This window comes from Brucepastera parasyntrophica (assembly GCF_022376835.1).
Lineage (GTDB): Bacteria > Spirochaetota > Spirochaetia > Treponematales > Treponemataceae > Brucepastera > Brucepastera parasyntrophica.
The window spans coordinates 3,167,408-3,193,420 of sequence record NZ_CP084606.1 but is presented as its reverse complement, the minus strand read 5'-3'; the positions used below and the strand labels follow the sequence as shown (position 1 = coordinate 3,193,420).

Here is a 26,013-nt window from a genome sequence, read left to right as displayed (position 1 = left end):
CTTCACCTTACCTTATGTAATTCAGAAGCGTGTTTGAATATAACTTTCCTGCTACGCTCAAAGCCGCCTGCTGCGTGTATTCATACATTTTAAGATCTGTTATGGCTTTTGTAAAGTCAATATCGCCTTCCCGCGATTCCGCGGCGGAAACATTAAGAATTTGGGTATCAAGCCGGGCAAGTGTCATCTGGGAGCGGTTATAGCGCGCGCCTATTTCGGCCAGCCTGACAGTGAGATTATCAGTAGCGCTGTCTATAGAACCGAGGATTCTGCTGCCGATTGCTTCCTGGTCACCAGAAATCAGTGAATCCCTCAGGGAAATAACGGCATCATACAACGATCCTCCGGAAAGTCTGACTGACGGCGCAATATTGTTCGGAGGACGCTGGTCCGGGCGGACCAGCCCAAGAGAAGAAAGAACGGTGCCGCCCTCCCCATCCCGGAGCCAGAGCTGGCGGGCATCGGTTGTCTGAAGATTAAGAGCCTGGGTAACAGGATCAAGCGTGGCCTTTACCGCCGCGCCGGAATCATTAATCCGTGAAATAATGGCATACACATTGTCTCCCGCATACAGATTCACCGTTATACCGTCAATTTCAACGGTGGTGTCAGCCGGGACCATATATTCAGTTGCGTTTACTTCCGAAAAAAGCGACTGGGGCTCCGCCCAGAAGGTACGGCTGCCCGGCTGGTTTGTCTGAATGTAGGACTGTTCATCAATTTCAATGCCTTTTTCCCCGAGAGATCCGTTATACCGGACCTGCATGATCATCGGGTTTCCCGCACCGTCAACATCGCCGTATACGGCCTCAAAAGGAAGCGTAAAGCTTTTTGTTCCCGAAAAAAGATAGGTCCCATCAGGGCCGATGGCGTTTCCGTTCGCAACAAGTTCTTTCAGAATTTCATCGACCTCGGCGACCATATTTTTCAAGTCGGCCGGGGTATTTGTTCCGGTGGCGGCGCTGACCGTCAGTTCCTTGAGACGGTGCATAACCTGCAGGGACTGATTCATATATCCCTCGGTTATGCTGTACTGATCTTTTACCGTTTTTGCGTTTTTTTCAAACCGTTCCAGACGGGACAGATAGGACTGGTACCGGACACTGTGTCCCGCGGCAAGAGGATCGTCCCGGAGGTTCAGGATCTTTCTCTGACCTGATATCTGATTATTTACCTCATTGATCCGGGATTCCTGGCGGCGCAGCGCAAACTGCGTGTCATTATGCTGGAGATTTGAGCTTATACGTCTCATTTATCCGTCCTCCTTATTTAGGGAACTTCTAAAAACTGAAGTTTTTAGAAGTTTTCTTATCCGGGGGAGAAAATCGCCAATTGATAAATCCTTGTTTTGGAAGGACCCGGCGATTTTTTTCCAAGCTGTCACTTAAAACCTAACAGGGGTTTTAAAAGGCGGCCTTTATACACCCATCCGGTTTATTATGGTATCAAGCATTTCATTAATCGTAGCAATGAATTTTGCCGCGGCATTATAGCCGTGCTGAAATTTGATAATATCAGCAAGTTCTTCATCAACATTTACTCCGGAAACGGAGTCACGCATATCCCGGAGTTCTTTCATAATTGCGATCTGTGTTTCCAGGGAGCGGGATGCCTGCTCGCCCTTGAGGCCGATATTAGTCACCGCTTCCGAGAAAAAATCATCAAAGGTCCGGCTGTTGCCGACCATAACGGCAGTATTGCGGATTTGTGCGATCGCGACAGCGACCCGGTTATCTCCGGGAAAAACAGTGCCGTCAGATTCCGCGAAACCCGCGGCAATTGTCTGTATATCGGATTTAATGGCTCCGTTTATTTCTATCCAGCCGGAAGGATGGGCGATCGGGGAAACTGCGAACTGGATATTTTCTCCCGCAAGCAGGTTAACGGCGTCAGCCTGTTCCCAGGTATAGGCATTTTCAGGCCCGGAACCGGCAAGCACTCCCGCATATCCTGCAAGAAACCGCCCCGAGTCTTCCATATAGCGGATTACGAAGTCAGGATTTTCACGTCCGTCAGCTACCGTGCCTTTCAGAACAAGGCGTCCGTCCCGGTCAAGGCTGGCAACGACTTCTGCGCCGGAATTATTTATGCGGGCTACGACATCCGAGACCATATCGGTAGGATAGTAAGGTACCTGGACATTTCCTTCCGCGGCGGAAAGCGTGATTTCACCGGCCAGTCCTATCTGTTCCCGGCCGGACAGTTTATTTCCGCCCGTTATGCGGAAAATATATGATGAATCATATTCGCCGTCCCCATTCCGGTCATAATTTCCGGCGACATTATTAATAAAAGCCTGTTCTACAAAGAAATTGATTCCTGATTTACCGTTTGTGCCCATTCCGTCATAGTGAATATCATTGACAAGGTCGACAAAATTCATGGTCATGGTGTCAAGGTTCTGGATTTCCGAACGGACATCGACATCGCGAAGCTCGATAAGCGCCCCGAGCTTGCCGCCTGTAAAATAGGCCCGCTGACCGTTATCCGCCCAGACAACATCTCCATAACCCTCGTTTTCAAAACCGGACTGCACACTGAAGGCGCGGTAATTCATTCCCTGGACCAGTTCATATCCGGAAGTGTGAATAACATATTCTTCATCAGTATCGCGGCTGTCTACGGTTATGTTTATCAGGCTGGAAAGTTTTTCCACCAGAAGATCCCGCCTGTCCATTAAGTCATTGGGATTATCGCCCATGGCCTTAACTTTGACAATTTCGCCGTTCAGATCGGCAATCTGACGGCTTAAATCATTTACCTGGCGGGTTACGGCTTCAATATCGCCGTTCAATATATCCCCGATTCCCCTCAAACCCTTATACTGCTGGTGAATAGCGTCAACAAGGGTTTCACCCCGGCTCAGTACTACCTGGCGGGCGCTTTTTGATTCCGGATACAGAGCAAGTTCTTCCCATGAGTCCCAGAACTGGTCCATTCGCGTTCGCAGGGAAATATCGGCAGGCTCATTGTAAACCTGCTCCATCATCAGAATGTAGTTGTTTCTGGTTTGCCAGTACCCTTCCCCGTTTGTCTGTGCGAAAATTCGCTGGTCAAGAAGCGTATCGCGCAGGCGGCGGATCGATTCCACTGAAACGCCCTGCCCGAGCTGGCCCGGCGTTTCGGCCCTGCTGAGATCGGGACGGTACAGGGGATCCGTGGCCTTTAAATCAACACGCTGGCGTGTATATCCTTCAGTTGATGCGTTGGAAAGATTATGTCCGGCTGTCTGTATCGCCTGCTGGTGGGCAAAGAGACTCCTTTTTCCCATTTCAATTCCTGAAAAAGTCGACATTCGTTTCTCCTTAAAATGAACGGTTTAACAGCAGACTTTCCACATGAGCTGTCAAAAGATCTCCCCGCCTGTTGTATGTCTTATTCCGGCGGGAAGGCATAACGGTTTCAAGCATTCCGTTTATAACGGAACGGGCATTAGTTACATAGGTATTGAAAACTTCGTTTTCAGTTTTTGAAAGAAGAAGAAGCCGCTTTACTTCACGGAACATGGCGTTTATCCGGGTCCGGTCGTCTTCCGGAAGTTCCGCGGTCACTGAATAAAAATCGCGGGAACCTTCAGCTTCCGGCTTTATTTTCCGGGCGGTTTCAATCCGCTGTTCATCCATATCGAGGAAGATAACCGCGAAATTCTCGGAGCGGGCTGTTTCTTTCTGGAGTTCAACCCAGTCACGGGCCAGGACACATTCATACATGCGTTTCTGGCAGGCATATAAATCAGTTAAAATGGAAATTTCTTTCTGTAATATATCCTCAAGAAAAGCTGAATTGTCTGTCTGCTGCTCCATTTTATACACTCCTTCAATTCATTATCGGATTTCCGCGCAGGAACTGAATTGAAAAGAGGGCTATTCTTGACTTTTTTTCTATCATCTGGCAAGATTGCTTCATTGTTTATGGTGCCTGTAGTTCAGCGGTAGAGCGCCAGATTGTGGATCTGGTTGTCGTGGGTTCGAACCCCATCAGGCACCCGAAAAAGGGCCTCCTCATGGAAGCCCTTTTCTGTTTTCAAGCCGTATTTTCATAGAAAATCGCGCCCGTAGCTCAGTTGGATAGAGCAACAGACTTCGAATCTGTAGGTCGCACGTTCGAGCCGTGTCGGGCGCAAAAAAAATGTATTGGTTTTCACAAAATATTTTTTGAGTCTGAAATATTGTAATTTTTTTCCTTCCGAGTTGTTTTTTTCCCTTTTTTTTGGAAAAAACCTGCTATACTGTATTCAGTGGCATCTCCAATAGCCGGGATGCCTTATATTTTTGATATGTAAGGGGTAATGTATGAAAATTCGGATATTGCTGTCTGGTATATTACTAATGGCAGTATTTTTTTTGCCGGCCCTGTCCGCCCAGGAAAGGGACCCGCAGGTTTCCACAGTATCAAATCTGAACAGATCGACCTTCGGTATATTCAGAAATGATGTGGACTCAATTATTGACGTAAATTATTTTTCCACAATAGATATGGAAAAACGGTTTGCCTTTACCGGAGCGGCCTATAACCAGAATAATCCGACCTTTTCGGCAGGTTATGCGCAGCGTCTGGGCAATAACTATCTGGGGCTTTTCTATAACGGCTCCATGTGGTTTGGTAACAGCAATACATATTTTACCACCACCGGCGGCACGACGCTCCAGCAGGACCCGGCCGACACCGGAATAACCTGGGACAATACATTCGCGATTCTCTTCGGGAATGAAGTGCTTGGCGGCATCAAACTTGATATAGGCATTCTGGGACTGGATAAAGATACGGACCTGGTTGAAACCACAACAACAGACTCGGTAAAAACAGTGACCACAACCGGCGCAATGAATTTCGGACTGACCTGGGGACACAGTCTCAACATGGGAAGTATTGTATTCAAACCGAAAATCGGCGCCGCGTATTATCTGGATATGAATAAAATCGAAACCGAAACAACTACGGCGGCCGGAACCGATACGGATACGGAATACGGTTATTACAGCGGAGCGACGTTTTACGGGACCCGCTCCATTCTCCAGGCAATTGCCGGCGTGGCTTTTGAATCCGTGAAAGAAGATAACTCGGTATCCGTTTTTTCCGCGGATTACCGTCTGCTGTATTATTTCTATCCTGATTTTTATGAGGAAAACAAACTTGCCGCCGGAGGAGATCCGACGATCGGAACAAATGACGGCTCAAAGGATATGAGACATTATATCAATCTGAGGTATAAAAAAACATTTACCGTTTCCGAACGTTTTTCGGCAGGTTTCAGTATTGACGGCCAGGCGGTTATCTTTTCCCAGGAAACTGCGGACGTAACAAAAGTAGGGAGTACGATACTGAACGAAGAACCGGTTATAAAAGAATTCAGCATGACAATCCGTCCTTCCGTAAGCGGGGCCTTTATGTACTGGGTCAAGCCGGAAGTATTCAGCCTCAACGCCGGATTCTCCCTGCGCATACCGACCTATACATATACATCGGAAGAAGAAAATGACGAGGCGGCGGATATAGTCACCACGACAAAAACCCATACATGGGACGGCTTCAGCACAACGGTCAGCGCGGGCGCTACATTCAATATAAATGAGTACTTTGCCTTTGATCTGTGTTCGTATTTCAATATAGGCAATAATAACGCCAGAAACAGCTATATTGATCTTTCCCGCATATCGCTTATCGCGACACTGAAAATGTAAGAGAAAGGAGGGAAAAACATGAAATCGCACATATATTTACTTTGCGCAATATTAAGCATATTTGTTTTTACGGCGCCGCTGACTGCGCAGTCTTCTTATACAAATTCATCCACCGCAACGGTTATTGAAACCGATACGGATTTCTATATGGATGTTAATGACTTTAAAAAGGTTGAGATGGAAAATTTCTTTTCATTCATCAGATTTGCCGACAGCCTTACCGCTGGTTTCGCGAAAAACTTCGGAAACAATTATATCGGGCTTTATTACAGCGGGAACCTGCTGAGCGGAAATTCCGCCAAAACGACAGTTGAGACAGCGGGAACCTCCGTCAGGCAGGACCCGGCAGATACCGGTATTCTGTGGGGGAATTATATTGCAGCCCTCTGGGGAAATGACATATTCGGCGCGTTCCGTCTGGATATCGGCTTAACCGGCCTCGGAACGGATACGGACGAAACAGGCGTAAATGTCACTGATACAACCACAGGAGATATTCGCATCGGGCTGACCTGGGGAAAAAACTTTGGACTGGGCGGCGGACTACTGAAACCCGAAGCGGGCGTGGAATACTATCTGGCAATGAACAAGGTAAAATACAGCGCTACCAATTCAGATGATTACATACTGACGAACGGAAACCTTTCAACACTGAGTTTCAGATTAGGCACAGACTTTGAACTTGAACGGAAAGGAAAAGGTCAGTCGATTCTTTCATTCTATTATCTGCCCGCCTTTGTTATTTATCCAAGTTCTAACGGTGAAATGGTTATCGGCAATACAACAGTCTCGGGTGAAATCGACAGTTCCAATATGATAAACGGACTGTCCTTCAGATACAGGTATATTTATGAAATGAATGAACGTTTTTCATCGGGAATTGCCGCGAATCTGTATGTCACACTGACTTCCGCAAAAGAGACGCCGACGACTGTTACAGAAATGCCCGGCTCAACAACCAGTGTTAAAGGCGATACTCAAACCTACTTCAGCGCCTATGTAGCGCCAAGTATAGGAGCAGGATTTTCATTTAAGGTCAAACCAGAAGTATTTACTTTAAACGGAGGACTGTCGCTGACACTCCCCTACTATACCTACACTAATACTAAGGATGACGGAACACCGGAAACCGAGTCAAAGTCACATTCATGGACCAGGCTGACTCCCTCTGCACGTATCGGCGGCACGCTTAATATTACTCCGGCTTTTTCACTTGATATGCAATTATCAAGCAGCTTTGGCAATACGCCCGCGACAGCAACCACATATGATTTCCTTTCAACAACTTTCAGTATTATGGCTACGATCAAAAAATAAAAACCCGGGCTGTCCGGAAACTTCGGTTTCCGGACAGTTTCCGCCGCAAACGGCTTGACCTTACCGGACAAGTCGTTTGCCGGAACCGGTGTGTTCCATAAAAACAGAAGTATTTCAGAAAACAAGCTGTCAGTTGTATTTTGCGGCAGTTACTGTTATACCGGGAAATCCTGAATTCCTTCTCTGCCCTTACCATCAAGTTTTTTATGAATTATCATATCCCTTTTAAAGAAGATATAAGCCATTATTTTTTCTATTGCCGTGTTTTTATTGGGATTAAGGCTTCAGCATTTTAAAGTACCGGTCCCTGATAAAATTATTGACTTTTTAGTTATAATACTATAATATGCTTCTATCGTTATTAGAAACGGGCCATTAGCTCAGCTGGTAGAGCAACAGACTCTTAATCTGTGGGTCGAAGGTTCGATCCCTTCATGGCTCAAATGTTAAGTCCTTATAACATAAGGACTTATGTACTTTGAAAAACCCCTGTGTATCCAAAATGCAGCCAATATTTTTCTAAAATTGAGACAATATGCCGGCGTACAGATCGAACTATTCATTATATCAAAGCAAAAGACATGTTTTGCACCGGTACGGCAGGAATGTACTTTCAACGCCGTTTTTTCCTTTAACTGTATTATACCTTATTTAACACTCTCTCAAGAATAAACCGCATAGGTTTGTACGGGAATCCCTCGAGTTCCCTTTGGACCTGTTTCATTTTTTCGCGTATCGGGATTGCCTGGGGACAATGGCTTTCGCATTTACCGCATTGTACACATAAAGACGCATTGTGTTCCGCTGTCATGAGGATATACCAATACAGGCTCATTATTTTCCCTTTTATCATGGTATCATTCAGGCTGGAAAAACACATGGGGATATTGACATCTTTCGGGCAGGGCATGCAATACCCGCAGCCGGTGCAGGATACTTTTGTAGCCGCCCGGATTGCATCGCGTACCCCGGTGTACAGAGTCAGTTCTTCTTCCGTCAGTTTATCCGGATATGCATCCGAAGCAGTGGCTATGTTTTCTTCCACCATTTGCCGGGTTCCCATGCCGGAGAGTACACAAAGTACCTGGGGATGATTGAGAACCCACCGCAAGCCCCAGTCCGCTGGTGAACGCTTGACCGGTGCATGATTCAAAAGATCGAGAGCTTCTTTCGGCAGCTTTTGTACCAGAGTACCGCCGCGCAGCGGCTCCATGACTATGACGGGGATTCCCTTACTGCCTGCGTATTCAAGCCCGGCCTTCCCCGCCTGAACGTATTCATCAAGATAATTAAACTGGATCATACAAAAATCCCAATCATAGTCATCCAGCAGGGCAAAAAACTCAGACTGGACACCATGGAATGAGAACCCGATATTCCGTATCCGGCCGCTGCTTTTTTTTTCAGCAACCCATTCCCTTATGCCAAGATCACAGAGTCCGCGCCAGCTTTTCAGGTCGGTTACCATGTGCATAAGGTAATAGTCTATATAATCTGTTTGCAGGCGTTCCAGCTCGGTATTGAAAAACCTGTTGAAATCCTGATTTTTCCTGACCATGTAATAGGGCATTTTAGTGGCTATTTTGACTTTTTCGCGCAGGCCGTCTTTTGAAAGAATTCTGCCCAGAATCGCTTCGCTGTTTCCATACATATAGGCCGTGTCAAAATAATTGACACCCTGCTCGATGGCATAGCGGATTTGCCGTTCCACTTCCCTTTCGTCCTTGTGAAACCGCATGCAGCCAAAGCCCAGCGCGGATATCTCTTCATTGTTCTTTGGGTTTACCCTATACTGCATGCCATCCTCCGGAAGCGTATCACTCAATTATGCCGAAAGGCAGATAGCCTGGTTTTGCAGGCATTTCAGTTACCCGGGAGAACTGGAAAGGCTTTCCAGTTTCTTTACACGCAAGCGCGTAATGGCAGAGAGCGATTCCCATATCAATATCCGACAATTTATACATCAGTGAAACCGGCGGTTTTAATTTCTGTTCATACACCATAACCTTGCCGCCTTTCTTCTCGAAATACCACGGCTGGGTATTTACTCCGGAGGGAGCGAGGTGGGCGGCCTGAATACACACATCATCCGGCGCGTTTGTGATTTTGCCGATCGGTTTTCGAACAAACTTGTCTTTTGTCCGGTGTACCTGTTCTGTTGTCCGGCCGAAAGCCAGAGTAATAATATCTTTCTCTGTATTCTGTGTTTCCAAGTCCTTTGATGACCCGAGCCATACACTGCCGATTTCCATGGCGTCAAGCCATAATACCAACTGCTCAAACAGGAAGCCCGTATTTTCCATTTCACCTGCCTTGCCCTGTCCGCTGATTACCAGATACTGGGGCGCTTCCGCATTGAAACGGCCTTTTGTTTTTTTGCTAAAACGGTATTCCAGAGGTACAGAAGGACAAAGCACATCAAAACCCTTAATCGCGTCTTCAATTTCATTGATAATGCTGTGCTCCAGGGGCTGCGTTTCATATTTCCGGCATGACTTGCGCTGCGCTATTGAATGGTATAAATCCATGACTGAAACTCCTTTATTTAAAAACAGGAAATAGTATCACCCCGGTTTACGGGAATATTCCATATTTTCACCCTTTCATGAAAACAAAAGTGTTGCTCATATAATGCTCTTTACTCTAGAGTAAATACAGATGGTACAATAAGTCAATATATTTCAAACAGGTGATGCAGGAAACGAATACTACCCCCTGTTGAAACTGTCCAAACAAGGGTTCTTCCCATATTTATTTCACCATGCCTGTAGCCAGTTCCCAGTCATAACAGGCAACCAGATATTCGTAGATGGCATTCCGGTAGCCAAGGCTTGCCTGGCTCAGGTTGTCGATGGCCTGGTTCACCGAAAGCTGGGTCACCAGTCCGTTAGCATAGGCGTTCCGGGAAAGGGTTACCGCCCGCTGGGCCATACTTTCGGTGAGTTCGGCTGTCTTAACCCGTTCGGCCGCTTCATTAAGACGAAGCCGGATTTCAAGAAACTCACTTTCAATAGAGTCCCGTTTTCTGGTCAGGGAAAGTTCAGCCTTCTCCTGTTCCAGCCGGGCTTCCTGTACTTTGGAAAGGCGGTAGCCTCCGGTAAAGAGAGGTACAGTCAGGGTAAGATCGAGATTCAAAAGTGAAAAATCATACCCCCTTGTCAGGGAACGGCCGTTTCCCATACCGCCGAGGGCATAGGAGAAACCGCCGGTCAGTTTAGGCATGAAGGCGCCCAGCGCAGCCTTCTTTTCTATATCCACCAGTTCCCGGGAGAGAACAAGGGCATGGTAATCGGGACGCATAGACAGGCTATGTTCCAGACTTTGGGGATCAGGAAGAGGAGGAAGGCTTTCTCTGGTTTCAGTAAGATTCACGGTTTCCGTAAGAGGAATACCCGCCAGTTTCTTAAACGCTATCATGGCCGTGTCGGCATTTTTCCGGGCTTCCATAGTTTGGGGAATTCTGTTCTTCCAGTCTACTTCTGCCATGAGCAGCTCAAGTTCTGTGGCCGCCCCAGCCTGGAATTTCCCTTCGGTGCTCTGGTATATCTCCAGGCTGATCTGTTCGGAACTTTCCAGAATGCTTACCAGACTTTGCGCCAGCTGGTTCTGTATATACATTTTTTTGCGATGGTGATGATATTCTGCCGTTTACTTTCCGTGGCCTGTTGCTGGATAGCCTGCCCTTTTTTTGCCTGGTTGTAACCCGCAATAGTTCCGGCGTCAAAAATTGTTTGGTTCAGTCCAACTGCGAAGGACAGTTCATTGTCATAATTGACATCCACGTTTTGAAAAATCAAGGGACCACCGCCGGGCAGGGAGGCAACAGCCCTGGACTCTTCACGGTCAAGGAAATTCCGGGTATAGCCACCCTGGGCAGCAATAACCGGGAAAAAGGCCGACCGGGCCTGGTTAACATACTGCTGGGAAAGTTCCAGTTCTTTTGCCGCCACGGCAAGGTCAAGATTATTCGTCTTGACCCTTTCCAGATATGTTTCCAGGTTATAATCCTCCGCAACAGCGGAGATCGACTGGCCAAACATAAAAAGCACCATCAGACAGCTAAGTACATGCCGGAATGTACGATTTAACGAATGTACAAATTTCATATAGTCCTTCCTTCAAGCCGGCTGCGGCGGCTTACCAAGTATTCTATTGCGGGGATAAACCAGAGTGTCAGAACGGTAGAGGAAATGATTCCGCCGATAATGACAACGCCCATGGGCTGACGTATTTCCGCCAGAGATGCGCCTATTCCCATAGCCATGGGAACCATGCCCAGGATGATCGCTATATTGCTCATCAGAATTGCCTTTAGTTTCACCGGGCAGCTCCCTTCAGCTTCGCTCTTAATCTGCGGGCCGAAGCTTAAAACCTTTCTTCATGGCATAGACACAGGCTTTTATTAATTAACGAAACGGAGTTTCCCCAGCCTGCCGCCATAAAAACTTGTTTAGCCGCAATAGTAAAAAAAACTGAATAAGTTTGGTTTTTCTTCCGGATAACAGAAAGCATCTGTTAGATACCTGTTATCCGGCCCCGCCGCCCAAAACCGGATTTTGTTTTTCGCCCATACGTATAGTTATTCTGTTCGATGTCATTTTTCCTGCCATATTTTTTATTCCAACAGGTAGCTCTGTCTTCCAGACGGATCATCGCCGACGAATAAAGAAACCATCCTTGATAGATTTATTCACTGTTTTTCCTGTTTTGAATAAACCATGATTTGGTTACGGCCGTTATTTTTTGCCATGTAAAGCGCGCTGTCAGCCTTCTGGATATATCCATTTAAGGTATCCTTTTTGCCCGGAATGGCTGATATCATACCAATGCTGACGGTAAAACTAAACTCAGGGATATCCGGAAGACGGATATTCCGGACAGCTTCCAGTATCCTGTTCGCAGTTGCCTGTCCCCGGAGGCATCACAGTTATTGCACAGCAGGATAAACTCCTCCCCGCCGTACCGGCAGCATACATCATCCAACCGTGTTTCCTGTTTGACCACCGCCGCAAAAGCCTTCAAAACTTCATCTCCGAATGGATGCCCGTATTGGTCATTGATTCGTTTAAAGTGGTCAAGATCAAAAAACAGGAGCGATAATGGAGAATGTTTTTCCTTGCTCGTTGTATAAATAGAGGACGCCCTGAACAGGAAACCATTGCGGTTAGTCAGACCGGTAAGTGAATCAGTCGCTGCCATTGCCTCCGCTTCCTCGAGATCTTCGGAAATCTGGTTTTGTATAATTGCCGACGCGATCATCATTCCACCGGAACGGAGTATTTCAGACACGTCGCGCGGTAAGTCATACTGTTCCGCTTTGTAGGAAAAGGCAATAAATCCCCAGCCGGAATCATGCAATACAAGCGGGATGAAGAAAAGAGAACCTGCGTGCAGGAGTGAGTCGGTACGGTGTAAAAATGCGCTCCCATCCAGCACTGTGCTGCCGCCGTTCCCTTTTATTTTGCCCTGCTGGCGCCAGCCGGGCAGAAGTTCGTCGGGATCAATAACAGATTCAGCATTCATATATTGATTGGACTGCCCTGTGATCCACGCCGACAGCCGCCGTCCGTATGTTTTACCGTCCGGATAGGTAAAATTCTGCCAGATCGACACACCCTCAGCCCCCGCGCTTTTTCCCAGTATACGCAGTGATTGATGCAGAACATCCTGAAACTGCTGGTATTCCACATTCAGAATGGTTTCCGCCACATGGTTCGTTGCGATCAGCATTTCATTCAGATTGTTCAGATGGACATTTTTTTCCTCCAGTTCTTTCGCGTTATTCTGGAGTTTTCTTATCAGTCCGTCGATCCTTTCGACCATAACCCTGAAGGCATTCGATAAAATACCAATCTCTTTGTTGTTTTGGACGAGCGGTACTTCCACATTCAGATTACCCTCGCCCAGCTGTTTAGCCGCTCCCGCGAGTGTCAGTATGGGTCTGGTAATACTTTTTGATATCAGATAGATGATAAAAGCAATCACGCATACCGAGATGGCGCACACAATGATAACATAGTTCCGGATATTATTTGAAACCTTCAGTACTTCCGGCATGGGAATACTGACAGCGACAGACCAGGGATTTGTGTCTTCGCTGAAACGTATCGGCATGTATACAGTATAGTAATCATTATTGCTGGAAATATACAGTTCACCATTTCCTATGGCAGAGGATACTTCGCGCACATATTCAAGCCGGTCAGGATCGGTCTCAAGCATTTCACCGGCCAAAACAGGCGTGAGCAGACTCAGGTCAGGTTTCGCTCTATTCTGACCGGACGAATATGCCAGCAGGCCGGCAACAAACTGCACCGTGTTTTCATGTTTTCTCATTTGCGCTTCGTCAGGCGAACCGGGCAGCGGATGGTTTTGAATATATGTATTTGCGGACCGGACTGCCGGACCGATTTTATCAGGATGGGATATAAGCATGTCATAAAGCAGCAGCTCGCCAATTGTCTTTCCGAGATACTGCTTGTCCGGGTGTGCCACGACCGCGCCGGAATTTGAAAAAACCGCTGTGTACTCTCCCATACCCCGTGTATCTACCTGGGACACCATCTCCTGGAGTTTATCAAGAACAATGTCGGAAGCGATAATGCCGATAAATTCGCCGTCATGGATAAGGGGAAAAATGAAACTGGCGAGCATAACATCCTGCCCCTGGACATGAAAGGGATAAGGGTTTGTTATATACTCTTTTTTGTTTCCTTTCGGAACGATATACCAGTCCTGCGCATCTATATCGAGCAGAGGCTCCGCGTCAATGTTGCTGCCCAGCTTGTTCCAGTAAGGCGCGAATCTTCCGGTTTCATCATATGGCGCCTGTCCAGCATATTCCGCGTCCCTGCCGTCCAGCATATTGGGATCATAGGCGACACAAAAAGCGGTGATATACTCTTTCTGCTCAAGCGCTTTCCGCAGCATATCATTTATCATGTCACGGTCGGTAATATCATGGTCTTTCAGTGTTTCCAAAACAGCTTTAAGCGTTTCCGAAGTTACACGCGCGCCCTGAAGCTCCGCCATAATCTCGTTTTTGTATTTTTCCGCCATTTCCCTGGCAAGAGTGAAGGCGTCTTCCTTTGCCATCTCAATGCTCCGGTCGGAAACAAGCAGCGCGACAGCCACAAAAGATATTACCACGACTATGGCTACAAAGATGAAAAGCTTTATCTGTACGCTCATATTTTTAAACATGTTTCACCTGCTTTTGTTTTAAAAAATACATTTTATGTTAATCACATTCCTCACAAATTCTGACTATCCTCATACAATAAAGATAAGCATAATTCCGTTTTTCTTGTAGTGTTTTTATATATTTTTTTGTAGTACAAAGATTTGTTATACAGAATTCCGCAGCGGCGCGGCGGGAAAAGATCCCTTTGAAGTAGTTCACGCCGCCCGTTTTCTGTCTCCAGAATGCAAAATGACGGCCCGCAAGCTAACCGGCATGCATTATGGGCATTGAAGGGTTTAAAGATGTTAAACCGGGAAGCGAAAATAATGTGTGACTATTGATCCATTTTTTTTTACAAGCCGTGGTATTAAAAAACAGAAGTTGTCCGCTGTCCCGGTCAGCGGTGATAATGAAGCACTCCAGCGGGGTTGACTGGTCAGGTTGACAGCCTGTGGGAAATTCTTTTCCGGACATAGTGATACTTTTTTCACAGCCTACAGGGTGACATACGCTTGCATATGTTGTGTAATTACATATCTGGTTACAGGGCGGCGGAATGATTTACTGTTAACAGATGAAAAGATGGTCCCAGCAAATGTGAACAGAATGCACAGGGCGGACACGCTGGAAGCGTTCCAGAGTGTTAAACCGGGAAGCGCTGACAATGTAATATTATGAATGGTTCCATATTACTTAAAACTGCAATTTATATGAAACGGAAAATATTTTTCGTAAAAATTGACAGAAACACCGCCGTGTTTTATTGCGGCGGGGCGCCGTTTTTTGCCTGGGGAATATTATCGGGTTCACCCATAATACGATACGCTATCGTATTACTGTGGGAATTACGGCATTAATACTATAACAGTATACTATATCATTATAGTATACTGTTATAGTAGACTGGCTTTGAAATGATAAAAGGATAAATCAGAAAAATCGGAAGCGGCAGGGGAATCCGCGGAAGGCCCGGGCATTTTTCCAGCTGATTCAAACATGCAGATATAAGCCCGCAAATAGTTTTATATAGGTCTACAAATATAAATTTGGAGACCTATATCTTTCAAGTTTTATTTGTCCGATTTATTTTTTTCATTTTTTCTTCCATTTTCTGATTAAACTGTTTATAGTTCCACCTACGGAATTGCATTTGATAAGCATCCTTCGCTTTTTCTACTGGAGCGTTATTTGATCCATAAAAAACATCATTTGTAACATCATGGCTTCTATCTTGTATCGTTGTCCCTCCATATCCATTGGTGCCATATTTACCTGCACCTCTACCTGTTCTTTCCAAATTTCCTTGTTTAACAGTGAGTATAGTTTTATCGTCAGTTATGATAACTTGAATATGACTTGTGGAAGTGTTGACGTTAGCAGAACTACGTCCCATAAAAACTATATCCCCTTTACGTAATTCTGGTCCATTTATTCCTTCAGTATTTTGTAATATATCTTTGGCTGCTGTTGTAGATAATACTTCCTTTTTAAATTTATCAATATTTTTCCATTTTTTATCACCGGAATAATGAACACCTTTACCATTCTCAATAGAAACAGGCAAGCCTTTCTCTGAAGCATAATCAATTAAAACACCCAGAGCTAAATCTTCACAGGTAAATTTTTCTCCACTTTCTTGATATTTCGCTATTTTTGCTTCAACATATTCTTTGTAGCCATTTATATACTCATCATTCCACTCGTTAGTATGTTCCCATGCATCCAGACCATCCGGATCAACATACTTCAGCGGATTGTTCCTGCAGTATTCATACCAGTTGGTCCCGTCGCGGGCGGGGTCCTCTGTTATGAATTTTCCGAGGCTGCTGTCATACCAGCGCGCGTTGAAATAATACAGGCCGGTGTCTTCGTCGAGTTCCTTTCCCGTGTAGCTCGCCGCAAATGCCATGGTCCCGGATGTCCGGAGGACCGAGCCGAAGGCTTCGTAATTCGCCTCCCAGACTATCAGACCAGAAGCGTCGGTAACGGCTTCGCTGGTGCCGAGGTGGTCGGTGTGGTGATAGTATACGGCGGTTGCGCCGTCAGCGATCCGTTCCTCGGCCCACAGGGTATTTCCGGCCCGGATATACCGGCACTGCCCAGCTTTGCCTTCCTTCCAGATAAGGTTTCCGGCCTGGTCGTACTGGGTATACTCGGTCCCGCCACCCGGTTTTACGGTTTTTACCCTGAGCCCGCGCACATCGTATGTATAGGCCGCTATTTCAGTGAGGCCCTGTATGCCCTTCCTTGATTTTTCCACGCGCACGAGGCGGTTTGAAAGATCATACCCGTATTTCCAGACTTCCCCCTGTGTTCCGTCAAAGTCAAACGAGCCGGAGGTTCCATTCCAGACACCGCTGTTTCCCCGTTCCGTCAGGTTGCCGTTCCGGTCATAGTTGTACGACCATCCGTCCCTGGTCATCAGCAGGTTTGTGTTCGGGTAGTACGTGCTTTCTATTCTCCGTTCTCCCCTTCTGTATTTTGTTTCCAGTACCCGGTTGCCGGTCTGGTCATAATACCAGGAGCTGTCCTGTTCATCAATTATAAACCAGACATCGACTATATCGGCGGCGGGGCCGTCAATAGTGTGCCTGTCGACGGGATCAAAGGAGGCGTCCCGTTCATCCCAGGTATTATGCACTTTTATGTACCGCGCGGTTACCGGTTCGTCAAAGCGGTAAATCCTCCCTGTTTCATCAATACTTACGGAATAATTTTTTATTCTTTTCCAGGTCCCTTCAGCGCCGGTGACGCTGATATATATTTCGACAGTACGCTCATTAATCCGTCCGCTGATGCCTTCAAGCCGCAGCCGGGTTATCTGTGTTTCGAGACCAAGATCATAACCCAGGCTCATTGCCTGGTAATCAAATTTTATTTCCTCACGCGCGTTTCCGTATGAAAAGACCGTATTTCCGCCCACGTCCGAGGCCTTCATACCCTGGCGTGACAGGCCGAAGTCATGTACGCTGGTTTCAATTTCGCCCGTTTCGATTGCCCGGTCCAGGCGGTTCAGGGCGTCATATGAAAATCTGTTTGCGTTTTCGCCCCGGGTTATCTTTTCTATATTTCCCCTCGTATCCCAGGAAAGGGACCGTGACGCTACGCCCGGTATACCCCAATCATAGCCGTCAAGCAGGCCGGTCTGTCCGTTCCAGTTTTTTCGCAGTTTGGTACCGTTGGCGGCGTGGAGTTCATTGAGCCGGCCGGTCCGGGTGTATTGTCCGCCCGAGGCGTAACCGGGAATTGCCGTAAGATCACCCAGGCCATTATACTGGTATGTGACGGTGTTTCCGTCGGGATATACCAGCTCCAGAGGTCTCATGCCGGAGTCATACTGGTGGGCCGCAGCCAGGGTCTTTCCGTCAACTGTTGTGGAATAGGCGGTTATAAGTCCGTAGGCGTTGGCCTTATAGGACCCGTCTATCCTGTTTACGGCCGTATGTATACTGCCGTCACTGCCGCCGGTCATAAAGCCCGCCATGTCATAGGTCCAGCTTCTGCTTTCAGTATGACCGTCGTTCTGTTTAGTTTCAGACATGAGAAGTCCCGTATCGCTCCATACAAGGCTTGTCATGGTACCGTTCGGATCGGCCGAACTGACAAGAAGGTTCCGCGGATTATACCAGTACTGCCAGAGCTGTTCCGAATTTGTGCGTTCATAGCTGAGGTTCCCATGATCGTCATAATGCTGTATCCGTATCTGGTCGCCCCACTGGGTGTTTTTGTGTATTGTGGCGCTTAATTCTCCCCAGGCGTTGTAATACAGCGCCTGTTCTTTTCTGATTTCCCCGGTTGTACCTGAAAGCAGGCCACGGCTGTTGTACGTGTACCGCGTCTGGTTTCCGAGCGCGTCCCGTTCGGACTGTACCCTGCCGAGCGCGTCATACCGCTGTATGAGAATCTGTCCGTCAGGATAATCGGTTTGAGTGATGCGGTTCAGCGCATCATATGAATACCGCGTTTTGATTCCGGTTCCGGACGCAGGATTAAATCCGGAAGGTTCTCCCCCTGCTATGTGAGCGGTAATATTTCCGCAGTCATCATATATCCAGCCCTGAATGCGCGCGGTCCCGTCAGGTCCGGTCATTTTTTCCGTCAGCTTTCTGTTTCTGGAATCATAGGTCCAGGAAGTTACGACGCCGTCAGCGCCGGTCATCGAAAGCGCGTTTCCTCGCAGATCATAGGTAATATAAATCCGCGACCGCTGATTGCTTCCGGGCACCGGCGGGAGGTCGCCCTGCACGAGTCGTCCCAGATCATCGTAAGTATACAGTGCGGTAAAATTTTCAGCTTCAGCCCCGACCGCGCGGGGGTCCGTCATCTTTACCGGACGGTCATCCCGGTCGTACCAGTATCTTGTTTCCGCGCCGGCTTCATCAATCTGGATTGCGGGCTTTCCGCGGGATGTATAGATTGTTCTTTTATATGAGGGGCTTCCCCCGGATTTTAAGCGGGACACCTGCTCGGCGTCGGCAGTCTGCACCGGATTTCCCTCGCCGTCATACCATATCCAGCTTTCGTGCGGACCGTTTTTCTCTTTAATTATACGCCCGAGCGCGTCGACAGTATACACCCTGATTCTCCAGGAACCTTCGTATCCGGTCTGTTCCCTGACCGGGAAGCCGTTATCATTATAGGTTATGATGGTTTCAGGAGTTATCTTTACAGTCTGGATCGATGGGAAACTGCCGTCCGGATTTTCCGGAGGAATAAAAACATCCGTCTGAGGATATGAAATCCGTTTTTCTTTGCCAAAGGGCGAATACCAGATACGTATAACCTCACCGAGGGGGTTCTTTTCGGCCACCTTCCGCCCGAGACCGTCATACCATATCTGAGTTGTCAGGTCCATTCCTCCAACATCCGCTATGATATACTCGATGTCCCCATTCCAGTTCATTCTTTCATTTGTAATAATCCCGCGTTCATTTTCCGTTGTTTTAAGTCCCCATCCGTCATTATAGGTATGTTTTACGAAGGTGCCGTCAGGGGCTGTAACAGTGCGCGGGCGGTTCAAAAAGTCATACGTATAGGTTGTTTTCTTTCCATTCGGGTCGGTCATGGATGTTACCCGGCCGTATTTGTCATAACTGAAACTGGTTATTGCGGTCCGCTGCGGGTACAGACTCCGTTCGTATTTTTCCGCACGCAGCATATTGTTCCGCTGGTCATATACATAGTATTCGGTAATACTCCGGCCATTTGTGTTTCCGGTAAGCGTATCCTTATTCACCGTTACAGTCCTGGAACTGTCATTATAGGTAATTCTATCCCTTGGCGCAGATTGCCTCGAAACAGTCCATGTGCCCGCGGCAGCAGGAGGTTCGTCACCTGGTTTTATCAGCGATGTTATCCTGCCAAGTTTATCGTATCCCATTTCCGTGATATAGCCTTCGGATGATTTAATAACCCTCGGCCAGCCGGTTCCGCGGTCATATGCTATTGCAGTAGTAATATCCTTTGAAGTTCCGTCGGGCTGTATTACTGACTTTTCAATCTTTGTCTCTATAAAAAGATTACGTCCGCTGAGAGTGTCAAAATCATACCTGTACTGAGTATAACTTCCGCCTGTAGTAGTAACTTCTTTTATTCTGCCGGCAATTTTTCCGCCGCTTTCGGTGTTATAATAAGCCGTGGTAACGGAAGCCCAATGGTCTTCATTGTAAATTCCCCGCCATACCTGCCTGCCATATGTATCATAGGAATATCCCTCGTAGAATACACTTTGCGCTCCCGGAAAATGACGGGAAGGCAGGCTCACTGTTTTTTGCTCCCAAGAAGCAGATTGCGTGTCCCTTTTTCAGACTGCCCCGGGGTCCCGGGAATTCCTGACGGAATGCCTGAAGGCCGTATTGATCCTGTATCATAATACCAGGATTCGGTAGTAATGGAAGTGGTTTCCTGCGGCGTCCAGTATGATGTCTGGTCTTTTGTTATATTGCCCCAGTCATCGTAGGTATAGTGCGTTCTTTTTTCCATTGCGCTCCCGCGCGTCACGGTTATGTAGCTTGGTCTTTTCTGCTCTTCATTCCATACCTGTACGGTTTTTTCATATTCCGTTCCTGTTGAAAGATCCGTAATTGTTCTCTCAGTCATAAGCGCGAAATACAGCCGCTCCCACATGGGGTCTTCTGTATGAAGCCCCTCCCTGAGGACAGCAACGAGCCCGTCATCAAATGAAAAATATTTCCAGTACATTTTTGAGGAAACCGAATAGTTTTCACGGATCCTGATCAATCCGTTTGAAATCGTTGTCCGGGTTATCATCCACTGAGGTCCGAACCGCGCCATGTCGTAGGAATAATCGGTTTTCATTGACTGTCCTGAATTATTGACGGTAATATGTGATGTCATTAATTTTGCGTTAAATTCAAAACTGACCTTAACCGCTGTCGGCAGGAATCCGAGAAAATAATCGGCTGCTCCGAATTCAACCATACTGAGATCACGGTGCTCATAATCAATAGTGGTTACAAGCCCTCCCCATCGGTAACTTTAGATATCTGTGTTATATATTCAGTTGATACCCGGCCGGTCAGCGTCAGGGTCGGAATACCCAGTATGGAAGGAATCATGCTGGTAAAAGGTATGATCTCGAGAATAAGGGTAACAATATTCAGCTTTACTGATCCGCCGCCGGTTAACAGCAAATCTTTTCTTGCGTTATAGGTTGTAACCCGTCCGCCGACATCTTCGGCAGTCTTCATTGCGGGAAGCGTATTAAATATACCCTGTTCAAGTATGCTCGAATCATATTCATACCTGCTGCTTCTTTCGCCGCCGTTTGCGGCAGGAGTAATGATACGGCTTATAGTCGGACGCATAACTATGGAAATAAGTCCGCCATTATCATATTCAAAAAGAGTTTCATTTCCCAGGGGATCAATAATTTTTCAAGCAAAAAATCCAGGCCGTATTCAAATCTGATAATATTGTCGCCCGCCGGATCGCTTATTGATTCAATCCGTCCAAGCACATCGAAGGTGTAAATCATCCCGTCCTTTGTAACCAGTTCACTTCTGTAAGTTATCCAGTCAGGAATGACATTACCGATAAGTGAAATTGCGCCCGCTACCGATATGCTTCCGCTGTCAAGCTTTGCTATAGCCGGTACTGATGTGATCATACCGCTAAAATCAGCGCGGACCTGTTTTACCGTAAAGGTAAAATCGTCTCCGCTGTGATTTTCATAGTTCAGGACCCGGTGTCCCGATACTGCCGGGGCGTTTCCCTGTAATTCCATCTGTTTAATCGGATAATATCCGCCTGTCGGCAGGCGTATCATCACATTTGTATTATCCGCAAATACATACGGAAGATTGAGGCGCCACCCTATTCCCATGGCCAGATTGTAATCTCCGTTTCTTTTAAAAAAGTCTTTTAACCGCTGGATTACCGGACCCAGAGCCATATTTGTTCCGGCTGATATAAGCTGGCTCGCGATCTGGTTGCCTATTTGAGCGGTAAAATTAAGTCCTATTGACATACTCAGATTTATACTCGGGCTGTCCAGGCGGGCCGTTTGTGAATCATAGACACGTTTTACCGGATAAGTGAAGCCGTTTTTTCCTTTCAGAACAAACTCGGTCACTTCAGTCATCATGGTACCGCCCTGGGGGGATACGGATATTTCACCGACAACGCTTTCCGATTTGTCAGGGCGATGTCCGGTGTCCCACAATGCTTCAGGGGAGATATCTTCAAGCATTGTCGGCTGTACCGAGAAATTTGAAAAATGGTCCGCAAAGAGATAAATCGTATTCGTTTCAATATCTATGCCGGCTTTTTTTCACGGAACCATCTTCCCCACATTTCGTCATATGAAAAGACTGCGAGACTTGACTCCGGAAATCCGTTTGGGGCAAGAGATTCATCATATTCGATTATGATAAGAATATCTTCTTCAAACTGGGTATGCCGCTGCTCTGTAAGATTGCCTTCGCCGTCCTTCAGAAATGTGGTAAATGAATACATGGGACCGATAATCGGATTGGCGCTCCGCTTATCAAGTTCCTCGCTTTCAATTTCAGTTATCATTACCGCGTATACGTCTTCGGCGAGACAGACACCGGGTATCATAATCTTTACATTTTCATACTCAATCAGATTTGTTTCGGCCGGATCACAGCTGACCGGCTGAAACGCGAAACCTATCAGGACCGGATTTGTTTCAGTCCACGGCCCCAGATTTCCGGCATGGTCTTCAGCCCTCGCGCGGAATGACATGAGCGTATTCGGGACAAATCCGTCACGCCGGAAAGAAGTATCAGCAGTACTGAAGGCAGATGTTGAACCTTCTATCGTCAATTCAACATGAAAGATAAAAATATCCGTATCGCCCGTTGCCCAGAGCCCTTCCATTGAATTTTTTCCGGGAATTATGCGGCAGTCATTCAGCACGGCAGGCGGTTTTGTATCTATGTATACGGTTATATCTGCAGATGTATGGTTTCCCGCATTATCAACAGCGCGGACAATAAGTTTTTGAATGCCGTCACTGAGCTCCGCGACTTTCTGGGAACTGCTGATTTCTACCCATGAAACTCCGTCAACCGACAACTCATAACGCGCGATACCTGATAAATTATCAGTTGTTTCGAACATCAGTTCGGGAGTATTATTATTGCTCCAGCCCGTTATATTGGCCGTGAGCTCGAAATCTTCTGGTCGTGTGCAGTCAATATATGCGGTTATTTTGCTTCCGGTCACATTCCCGGCGCCGTCTACTGCAAGTACTTCTATTTCATGAATACCATCTTCAAGTTCCGCCACACGGTATCCGCTTTGTATATTTCCCCTGGATATGCCATTTATGATCAGTTCGTAGCGTTCGATACCCGAAGTTGTGTCAGCTGCATGGAAATTCAGTACGGGACTATTATTATTTGTCCATCCGCTTATGTCGGAAGAAATGATAAACGGTTCAGGAGGGACTGTATCAATCAGAATATTTGTTATTTCAGAACGTACATGTCCGGCCCGGTCCATAGCCCGGACAATAATCGGATGGCTTCCGTCCGGAAGTTCGGCTAAATGCAGGGGTCCCGTATCGCGTATCCAGTCGTTGCCGCCAAAACTGTACTCGTAATAATCAATACCGCTTACCGCGTCTGTTGTATTATATCGGATTACAGGGCTGTTATTGCTGTTCCATCCGGCCGCGCCCGTTTCTATCAGAAAAGATTCAGGAGGGTTGTATCCACAGTCAGGGTAATTATCCGGGCGTCGCTTATATTCCCCGCAGGGTCTGCGGCTTTCAGCGGCCATTCATAGTCACCATCAGCCAGCTTCAGTTTTTTCTCATATGGATTCGTTTCCGCAAAATCCCAGGTACCATCAGGCATTTGCCACCACACGGGGCCGGATTCATCAGATTCCAGTAAAACTGTTATCTCACTGACCGTTATAAATTCTTCCTGCGGATATACAACGCTCAGAATTTCAGGGGCAGTTGTATCACATTCAATTCTGATTGTCTCATGTATTACTTGCCCGCAGGAATCGGTTGCTTCAAAAATAAAATCATTTATTCCTTCGGAAAGGCTGACGTCTGCACGGAAGAATCCGTTTGTATCTGCCAGTTGTTCCCCATTCATGGATACTTCTAGGTTAAATCCGTTTGCAATGCATCCAGTCAGTGTATATAAAACCTGCCGGCTTTTGGTATTTCCCGCAGGTTTTTCAAAACGCATATCAGGAAATGCTGTTACGCGGTATACTTCTTTTGTCCAGAAAGCCAGGGTTTCTTCTCCATCCCGGATTTCCACTGTTATTGTCTGGTATCCCTTGCGTAACGGAATATCAGCGAAATAACGACCCTGATAATTGATTTGGTGTTCTTCACCATTGATATAGCAGCTCCATGCCCTGCTTGCCAGACTGCCGGAAATAATTATTGAATTATTCAGCGTTGCCGTTAATTCGGTTCCCTGGTCAAATGTACCCGCATTTATGCCCAGTGAAGGCATACGGTATGTTTCCTGAACCCGGAGCTGTCCGTATCTTCCTTCAAGTATAAAAAGCCCCTCGTTATTTGTTCCGGATAATCTATTTACCGGCAGCCAGAATACTCGTCCGTCCTGGGACGGATGCAGACCGTTTATTTTCACCTGTGTTCCGGGATTTCCAAGCCATCCAAGAATATATCCGTTTTCTTCGCCTGTATGCCATAATTCCATTCCGGGTTTTTATCAGAAGCACAGGATGCAAATACCTGTATTTCATAAAGCTCTGATATATTTGGCGGCGCAGCTATTTTCAGGCTTTCTGCATATAACCCGTTAACATCCGCCTCATACCAGCCCTGGCCGCTCCTTGACCAGTCCAGAGGAGCCCATTCACTTTTTCCGCTGTTTCCGGTTTTGATTAAGAGGCTCGCGTCCGGAGCTGCCGCCATTTCACCGTATATCCGCAGTTTTTCTGTCTGCCAGAGTCCGCCGAAGTTCCATTCTGTTTGCTCACTATCTTTTTTTATTGCAGGCGGCGTTGTCAGAATTCCATCATTGCCGGACCATTCTAAATGTAGTATTCCCCTATCTCTTTTTTCACGAAGTACAACACTTGCAATTTCATTAGCATTCTGTATTTTCAGAAACTGCAAATCCTTCCTGAAATTTTCTTTCGCAATTTCAATCCGGTAAATATTCATTCCGTTTATGTTTGTGGGGTTTCCTGCGATACACAGTATTCCGTTCCATTCAACAGATAACGGGGCCGGTCCTGTTTCTTCCGTGGTAATTTCAATGACACTGTCTTTTTTCTATCAGGAAAAAGGCTTGTGTTTTCCGCTGATGTATTCATATCAACAATAAAATAATACGCACCGTCCGTATCACGTGATCCTATCAATAATTCCTGTACAGGCTCTTTCCGGATACCGCTTCCCCATACTTCAATTTCCCCGATATATCTTGCCTGCTCCCATCCGCCCGGGAAGGTAACTCTCATCCGGCTAGTCGTAATTCCGGCCGGCCGCTTCATCCTTTGCCATCCTGAATTACCACCGCCGAGGGTTTCCGCACTTTGCCATGACGTACCGTCCCAGAATTCAAAACATATCTGCTGCCAGGGTTTGATAAACCACGCCTTTATGGTGTCAATTGAATATAGTCCATCAAATTCCAAAATGATTTCCGCATCAGTGCGGGAATTTCCATATTCATCAGGAAATAAAGCGGCAACTGCTTCCCGGTCAACGCCGCTCACCGGATCTTCGGGGAACTTCCAAAAGGTTTCATACCAGGAACTGTCAAGGATTCCGTCCCATAAGCGTTCAGCGTACAAACCAATATTTTCATTTATATTTATTGAATATTGGGAAGGAATTATTTTCCCATACGGAAGGGGGATGACTGCTTCTTTAATCTCCAGTTCAATGATTTTTATCTCGTCTGCTGTTTCTCCGGAAACCTTCAACAAAAGACTATTACTCACAGTGTGTTCTGTTGGGAAAACCAGCTCGGCTTTATCGTCTATGGGCCCATCGATAACCGCGCCGGGAATTGCGATCCACCTGTCGTTTTTATTCATATATACTGAAATACGGCTTCCGGCAGGCAGAATTCCGTCAATAACTAACCCGGCAAGCTGCCTGTTTTCATTAAAACAGACTTCGAGCCACCCGTCTTTTTCACCCTTTGCAAGGGCCCACCAGGTTTGTGTATTTCTGTCAAATACATAACGGCCAGGATTGACAATTGCCGTACTGGCGGACTCATAGTAGTCTGTACATTTTATTTCATTAAAAACAACATTGGTCTGCCCATACATCGCTGGAACAAATAAAGCCGTTATTATTATTGCATATAGTTTTTTCATATTCTTTACCAT

At 46.7% G+C, this 26,013-nt stretch carries 20 protein-coding genes and 3 tRNA genes; 5 read left to right on the top strand and 18 right to left on the bottom strand.

The window, feature by feature from the left end:
• Window positions 1-7 precede the first annotated feature (7 nt).
• The 3 genes from K7I13_RS15250 to flgN all read right to left on the bottom strand — a co-directional run bounded on the left by K7I13_RS15250 (window position 8) and on the right by flgN (window position 3,803).
• Entirely contained in the window at window positions 8-1,252 is a 1,245-nt protein-coding gene (locus tag K7I13_RS15250) for a flagellar hook-associated protein 3 (protein ID WP_255946990.1), read from the bottom strand.
• 165 nt (window positions 1,253-1,417) lie between these two features.
• Complete coding sequence (gene flgK / locus K7I13_RS15245) at window positions 1,418-3,295, bottom strand: flagellar hook-associated protein FlgK (RefSeq protein WP_255946989.1); 1,878 nt, start codon at window positions 3,293-3,295, stop codon at window positions 1,418-1,420.
• A gap of 10 nt (window positions 3,296-3,305) precedes the next feature.
• On the bottom strand, window positions 3,306-3,803 hold the full coding sequence (gene flgN / locus K7I13_RS15240; RefSeq protein ID WP_255946988.1) for a flagellar export chaperone FlgN: 498 nt from the start codon (window positions 3,801-3,803) through the stop codon (window positions 3,306-3,308).
• A 111-nt stretch (window positions 3,804-3,914) separates the two neighbouring features.
• On the opposite strand from flgN, the gene K7I13_RS15235 reads away from it, so the two are divergent.
• The 5 genes from K7I13_RS15235 (at window position 3,915) to K7I13_RS15215 (ending at window position 7,440) form a co-directional block, all read left to right on the top strand.
• Window positions 3,915-3,986, top strand: a tRNA-His gene (locus K7I13_RS15235).
• Window positions 3,987-4,048: 62 nt separating this feature from the next.
• Window positions 4,049-4,122: transfer RNA gene (locus K7I13_RS15230), tRNA-Arg, on the top strand.
• A gap of 170 nt (window positions 4,123-4,292) precedes the next feature.
• The gene (locus tag K7I13_RS15225) at window positions 4,293-5,681 is read left to right on the top strand and encodes a TDE2508 family outer membrane beta-barrel protein (protein ID WP_255946987.1); all 1,389 of its coding nucleotides are present in this window, start codon (window positions 4,293-4,295) and stop codon (window positions 5,679-5,681) included.
• Window positions 5,682-5,699: 18 nt separating this feature from the next.
• Window positions 5,700-6,998 (top strand): TDE2508 family outer membrane beta-barrel protein, encoded by a 1,299-nt coding sequence (locus K7I13_RS15220; protein WP_255946986.1) that lies wholly within the window; start codon window positions 5,700-5,702, stop codon window positions 6,996-6,998.
• Between the two features lie 369 nt (window positions 6,999-7,367).
• Window positions 7,368-7,440: transfer RNA gene (locus K7I13_RS15215), tRNA-Lys, on the top strand.
• Between the two features lie 198 nt (window positions 7,441-7,638).
• Here K7I13_RS15215 and K7I13_RS15210 read toward each other — a convergent pair.
• The 15 genes from K7I13_RS15210 to K7I13_RS15145 all read right to left on the bottom strand — a co-directional run bounded on the left by K7I13_RS15210 (window position 7,639) and on the right by K7I13_RS15145 (window position 26,001).
• Window positions 7,639-8,796: an aldo/keto reductase gene (locus K7I13_RS15210; protein ID WP_255946985.1), complete on the bottom strand. Its 1,158-nt coding sequence runs from the start codon at window positions 8,794-8,796 to the stop codon at window positions 7,639-7,641.
• 19 nt (window positions 8,797-8,815) lie between these two features.
• A complete protein-coding gene (locus K7I13_RS15205; RefSeq protein WP_255946984.1) occupies window positions 8,816-9,526 on the bottom strand; it encodes a nitroreductase family protein in 711 nt (236 codons plus the stop codon).
• A gap of 223 nt (window positions 9,527-9,749) precedes the next feature.
• The gene (locus K7I13_RS15200) at window positions 9,750-10,616 is read right to left on the bottom strand and encodes a TolC family protein (protein WP_255946983.1); all 867 of its coding nucleotides are present in this window, start codon (window positions 10,614-10,616) and stop codon (window positions 9,750-9,752) included.
• Entirely contained in the window at window positions 10,580-11,104 is a 525-nt protein-coding gene (locus tag K7I13_RS15195; RefSeq protein WP_255946981.1) for a TolC family protein, read from the bottom strand. The genes K7I13_RS15200 and K7I13_RS15195 overlap by 37 nt, the downstream gene beginning before the upstream one ends.
• Window positions 11,101-11,319, bottom strand: a complete 219-nt coding sequence (locus K7I13_RS15190) for an efflux RND transporter permease subunit (protein WP_255946979.1) — start codon at window positions 11,317-11,319, stop codon at window positions 11,101-11,103. The genes K7I13_RS15195 and K7I13_RS15190 overlap by 4 nt, the downstream gene beginning before the upstream one ends.
• A 369-nt stretch (window positions 11,320-11,688) precedes the next feature.
• Window positions 11,689-11,853 carry a GGDEF domain-containing protein gene (locus K7I13_RS15810; RefSeq protein WP_369413768.1) on the bottom strand — a complete coding sequence of 55 codons (165 nt, stop codon included), beginning with the start codon at window positions 11,851-11,853 and terminating at the stop codon, window positions 11,689-11,691.
• Window positions 11,817-14,201 carry a diguanylate cyclase gene (locus tag K7I13_RS15185; RefSeq protein ID WP_255946977.1) on the bottom strand — a complete coding sequence of 795 codons (2,385 nt, stop codon included), beginning with the start codon at window positions 14,199-14,201 and terminating at the stop codon, window positions 11,817-11,819. Before K7I13_RS15185 ends, K7I13_RS15810 begins: the two co-directional genes overlap by 37 nt.
• A gap of 1,043 nt (window positions 14,202-15,244) precedes the next feature.
• Window positions 15,245-19,945, bottom strand: coding sequence for an RHS repeat-associated core domain-containing protein (locus K7I13_RS15180; protein ID WP_255946974.1), 4,701 nt, complete (start codon window positions 19,943-19,945; stop codon window positions 15,245-15,247).
• A complete protein-coding gene (locus K7I13_RS15175) occupies window positions 19,942-20,622 on the bottom strand; it encodes a hypothetical protein (RefSeq protein ID WP_255946972.1) in 681 nt (226 codons plus the stop codon). The genes K7I13_RS15180 and K7I13_RS15175 overlap by 4 nt, the downstream gene beginning before the upstream one ends.
• 32 nt (window positions 20,623-20,654) lie before the next feature.
• Window positions 20,655-21,008 carry a hypothetical protein gene (locus tag K7I13_RS15170; RefSeq protein WP_255946970.1) on the bottom strand — a complete coding sequence of 118 codons (354 nt, stop codon included), beginning with the start codon at window positions 21,006-21,008 and terminating at the stop codon, window positions 20,655-20,657.
• Between the two features lie 2 nt (window positions 21,009-21,010).
• The gene (locus K7I13_RS15165) at window positions 21,011-21,892 is read right to left on the bottom strand and encodes a hypothetical protein (RefSeq protein WP_255946968.1); all 882 of its coding nucleotides are present in this window, start codon (window positions 21,890-21,892) and stop codon (window positions 21,011-21,013) included.
• A gap of 65 nt (window positions 21,893-21,957) precedes the next feature.
• Window positions 21,958-23,451 carry an Ig-like domain-containing protein gene (locus K7I13_RS15160; protein WP_255946966.1) on the bottom strand — a complete coding sequence of 498 codons (1,494 nt, stop codon included), beginning with the start codon at window positions 23,449-23,451 and terminating at the stop codon, window positions 21,958-21,960.
• Entirely contained in the window at window positions 23,358-24,362 is a 1,005-nt protein-coding gene (locus tag K7I13_RS15155) for an Ig-like domain-containing protein (RefSeq protein ID WP_255946964.1), read from the bottom strand. Before K7I13_RS15155 ends, K7I13_RS15160 begins: the two co-directional genes overlap by 94 nt.
• Window positions 24,290-24,832 (bottom strand): hypothetical protein, encoded by a 543-nt coding sequence (locus K7I13_RS15150; RefSeq protein WP_255946962.1) that lies wholly within the window; start codon window positions 24,830-24,832, stop codon window positions 24,290-24,292. Before K7I13_RS15150 ends, K7I13_RS15155 begins: the two co-directional genes overlap by 73 nt.
• A gap of 5 nt (window positions 24,833-24,837) precedes the next feature.
• Window positions 24,838-26,001, bottom strand: coding sequence for a hypothetical protein (locus K7I13_RS15145; protein ID WP_255946960.1), 1,164 nt, complete (start codon window positions 25,999-26,001; stop codon window positions 24,838-24,840).
• Window positions 26,002-26,013: the final 12 nt, after the last annotated feature.

Coding starts and splice junctions, on each gene's coding strand:
- K7I13_RS15250 (WP_255946990.1), bottom strand. CDS start 1,252: ATGAGACGTATAAGCTCAAATCTCCAGCATAATGACACGCAGTTTGCG.
- flgK (WP_255946989.1), bottom strand. CDS start 3,295: ATGTCGACTTTTTCAGGAATTGAAATGGGAAAAAGGAGTCTCTTTGCC.
- flgN (WP_255946988.1), bottom strand. CDS start 3,803: ATGGAGCAGCAGACAGACAATTCAGCTTTTCTTGAGGATATATTACAG.
- K7I13_RS15225 (WP_255946987.1), top strand. CDS start 4,293: ATGAAAATTCGGATATTGCTGTCTGGTATATTACTAATGGCAGTATTT.
- K7I13_RS15220 (WP_255946986.1), top strand. CDS start 5,700: ATGAAATCGCACATATATTTACTTTGCGCAATATTAAGCATATTTGTT.
- K7I13_RS15210 (WP_255946985.1), bottom strand. CDS start 8,796: ATGCAGTATAGGGTAAACCCAAAGAACAATGAAGAGATATCCGCGCTG.
- K7I13_RS15205 (WP_255946984.1), bottom strand. CDS start 9,526: ATGGATTTATACCATTCAATAGCGCAGCGCAAGTCATGCCGGAAATAT.
- K7I13_RS15200 (WP_255946983.1), bottom strand. CDS start 10,616: ATGTATATACAGAACCAGCTGGCGCAAAGTCTGGTAAGCATTCTGGAA.
- K7I13_RS15195 (WP_255946981.1), bottom strand. CDS start 11,104: ATGAAATTTGTACATTCGTTAAATCGTACATTCCGGCATGTACTTAGC.
- K7I13_RS15185 (WP_255946977.1), bottom strand. CDS start 14,201: ATGTTTAAAAATATGAGCGTACAGATAAAGCTTTTCATCTTTGTAGCC.
- K7I13_RS15175 (WP_255946972.1), bottom strand. CDS start 20,622: ATGGTTGAATTCGGAGCAGCCGATTATTTTCTCGGATTCCTGCCGACA.
- K7I13_RS15170 (WP_255946970.1), bottom strand. CDS start 21,008: ATGCGTCCGACTATAAGCCGTATCATTACTCCTGCCGCAAACGGCGGC.
- K7I13_RS15165 (WP_255946968.1), bottom strand. CDS start 21,892: ATGCTTGAAGATATCTCCCCTGAAGCATTGTGGGACACCGGACATCGC.
- K7I13_RS15160 (WP_255946966.1), bottom strand. CDS start 23,451: ATGGCCGCTGAAAGCCGCAGACCCTGCGGGGAATATAAGCGACGCCCG.
- K7I13_RS15155 (WP_255946964.1), bottom strand. CDS start 24,362: ATGGAATTATGGCATACAGGCGAAGAAAACGGATATATTCTTGGATGG.
- K7I13_RS15150 (WP_255946962.1), bottom strand. CDS start 24,832: ATGAATATTTACCGGATTGAAATTGCGAAAGAAAATTTCAGGAAGGAT.
- K7I13_RS15145 (WP_255946960.1), bottom strand. CDS start 26,001: ATGAAAAAACTATATGCAATAATAATAACGGCTTTATTTGTTCCAGCG.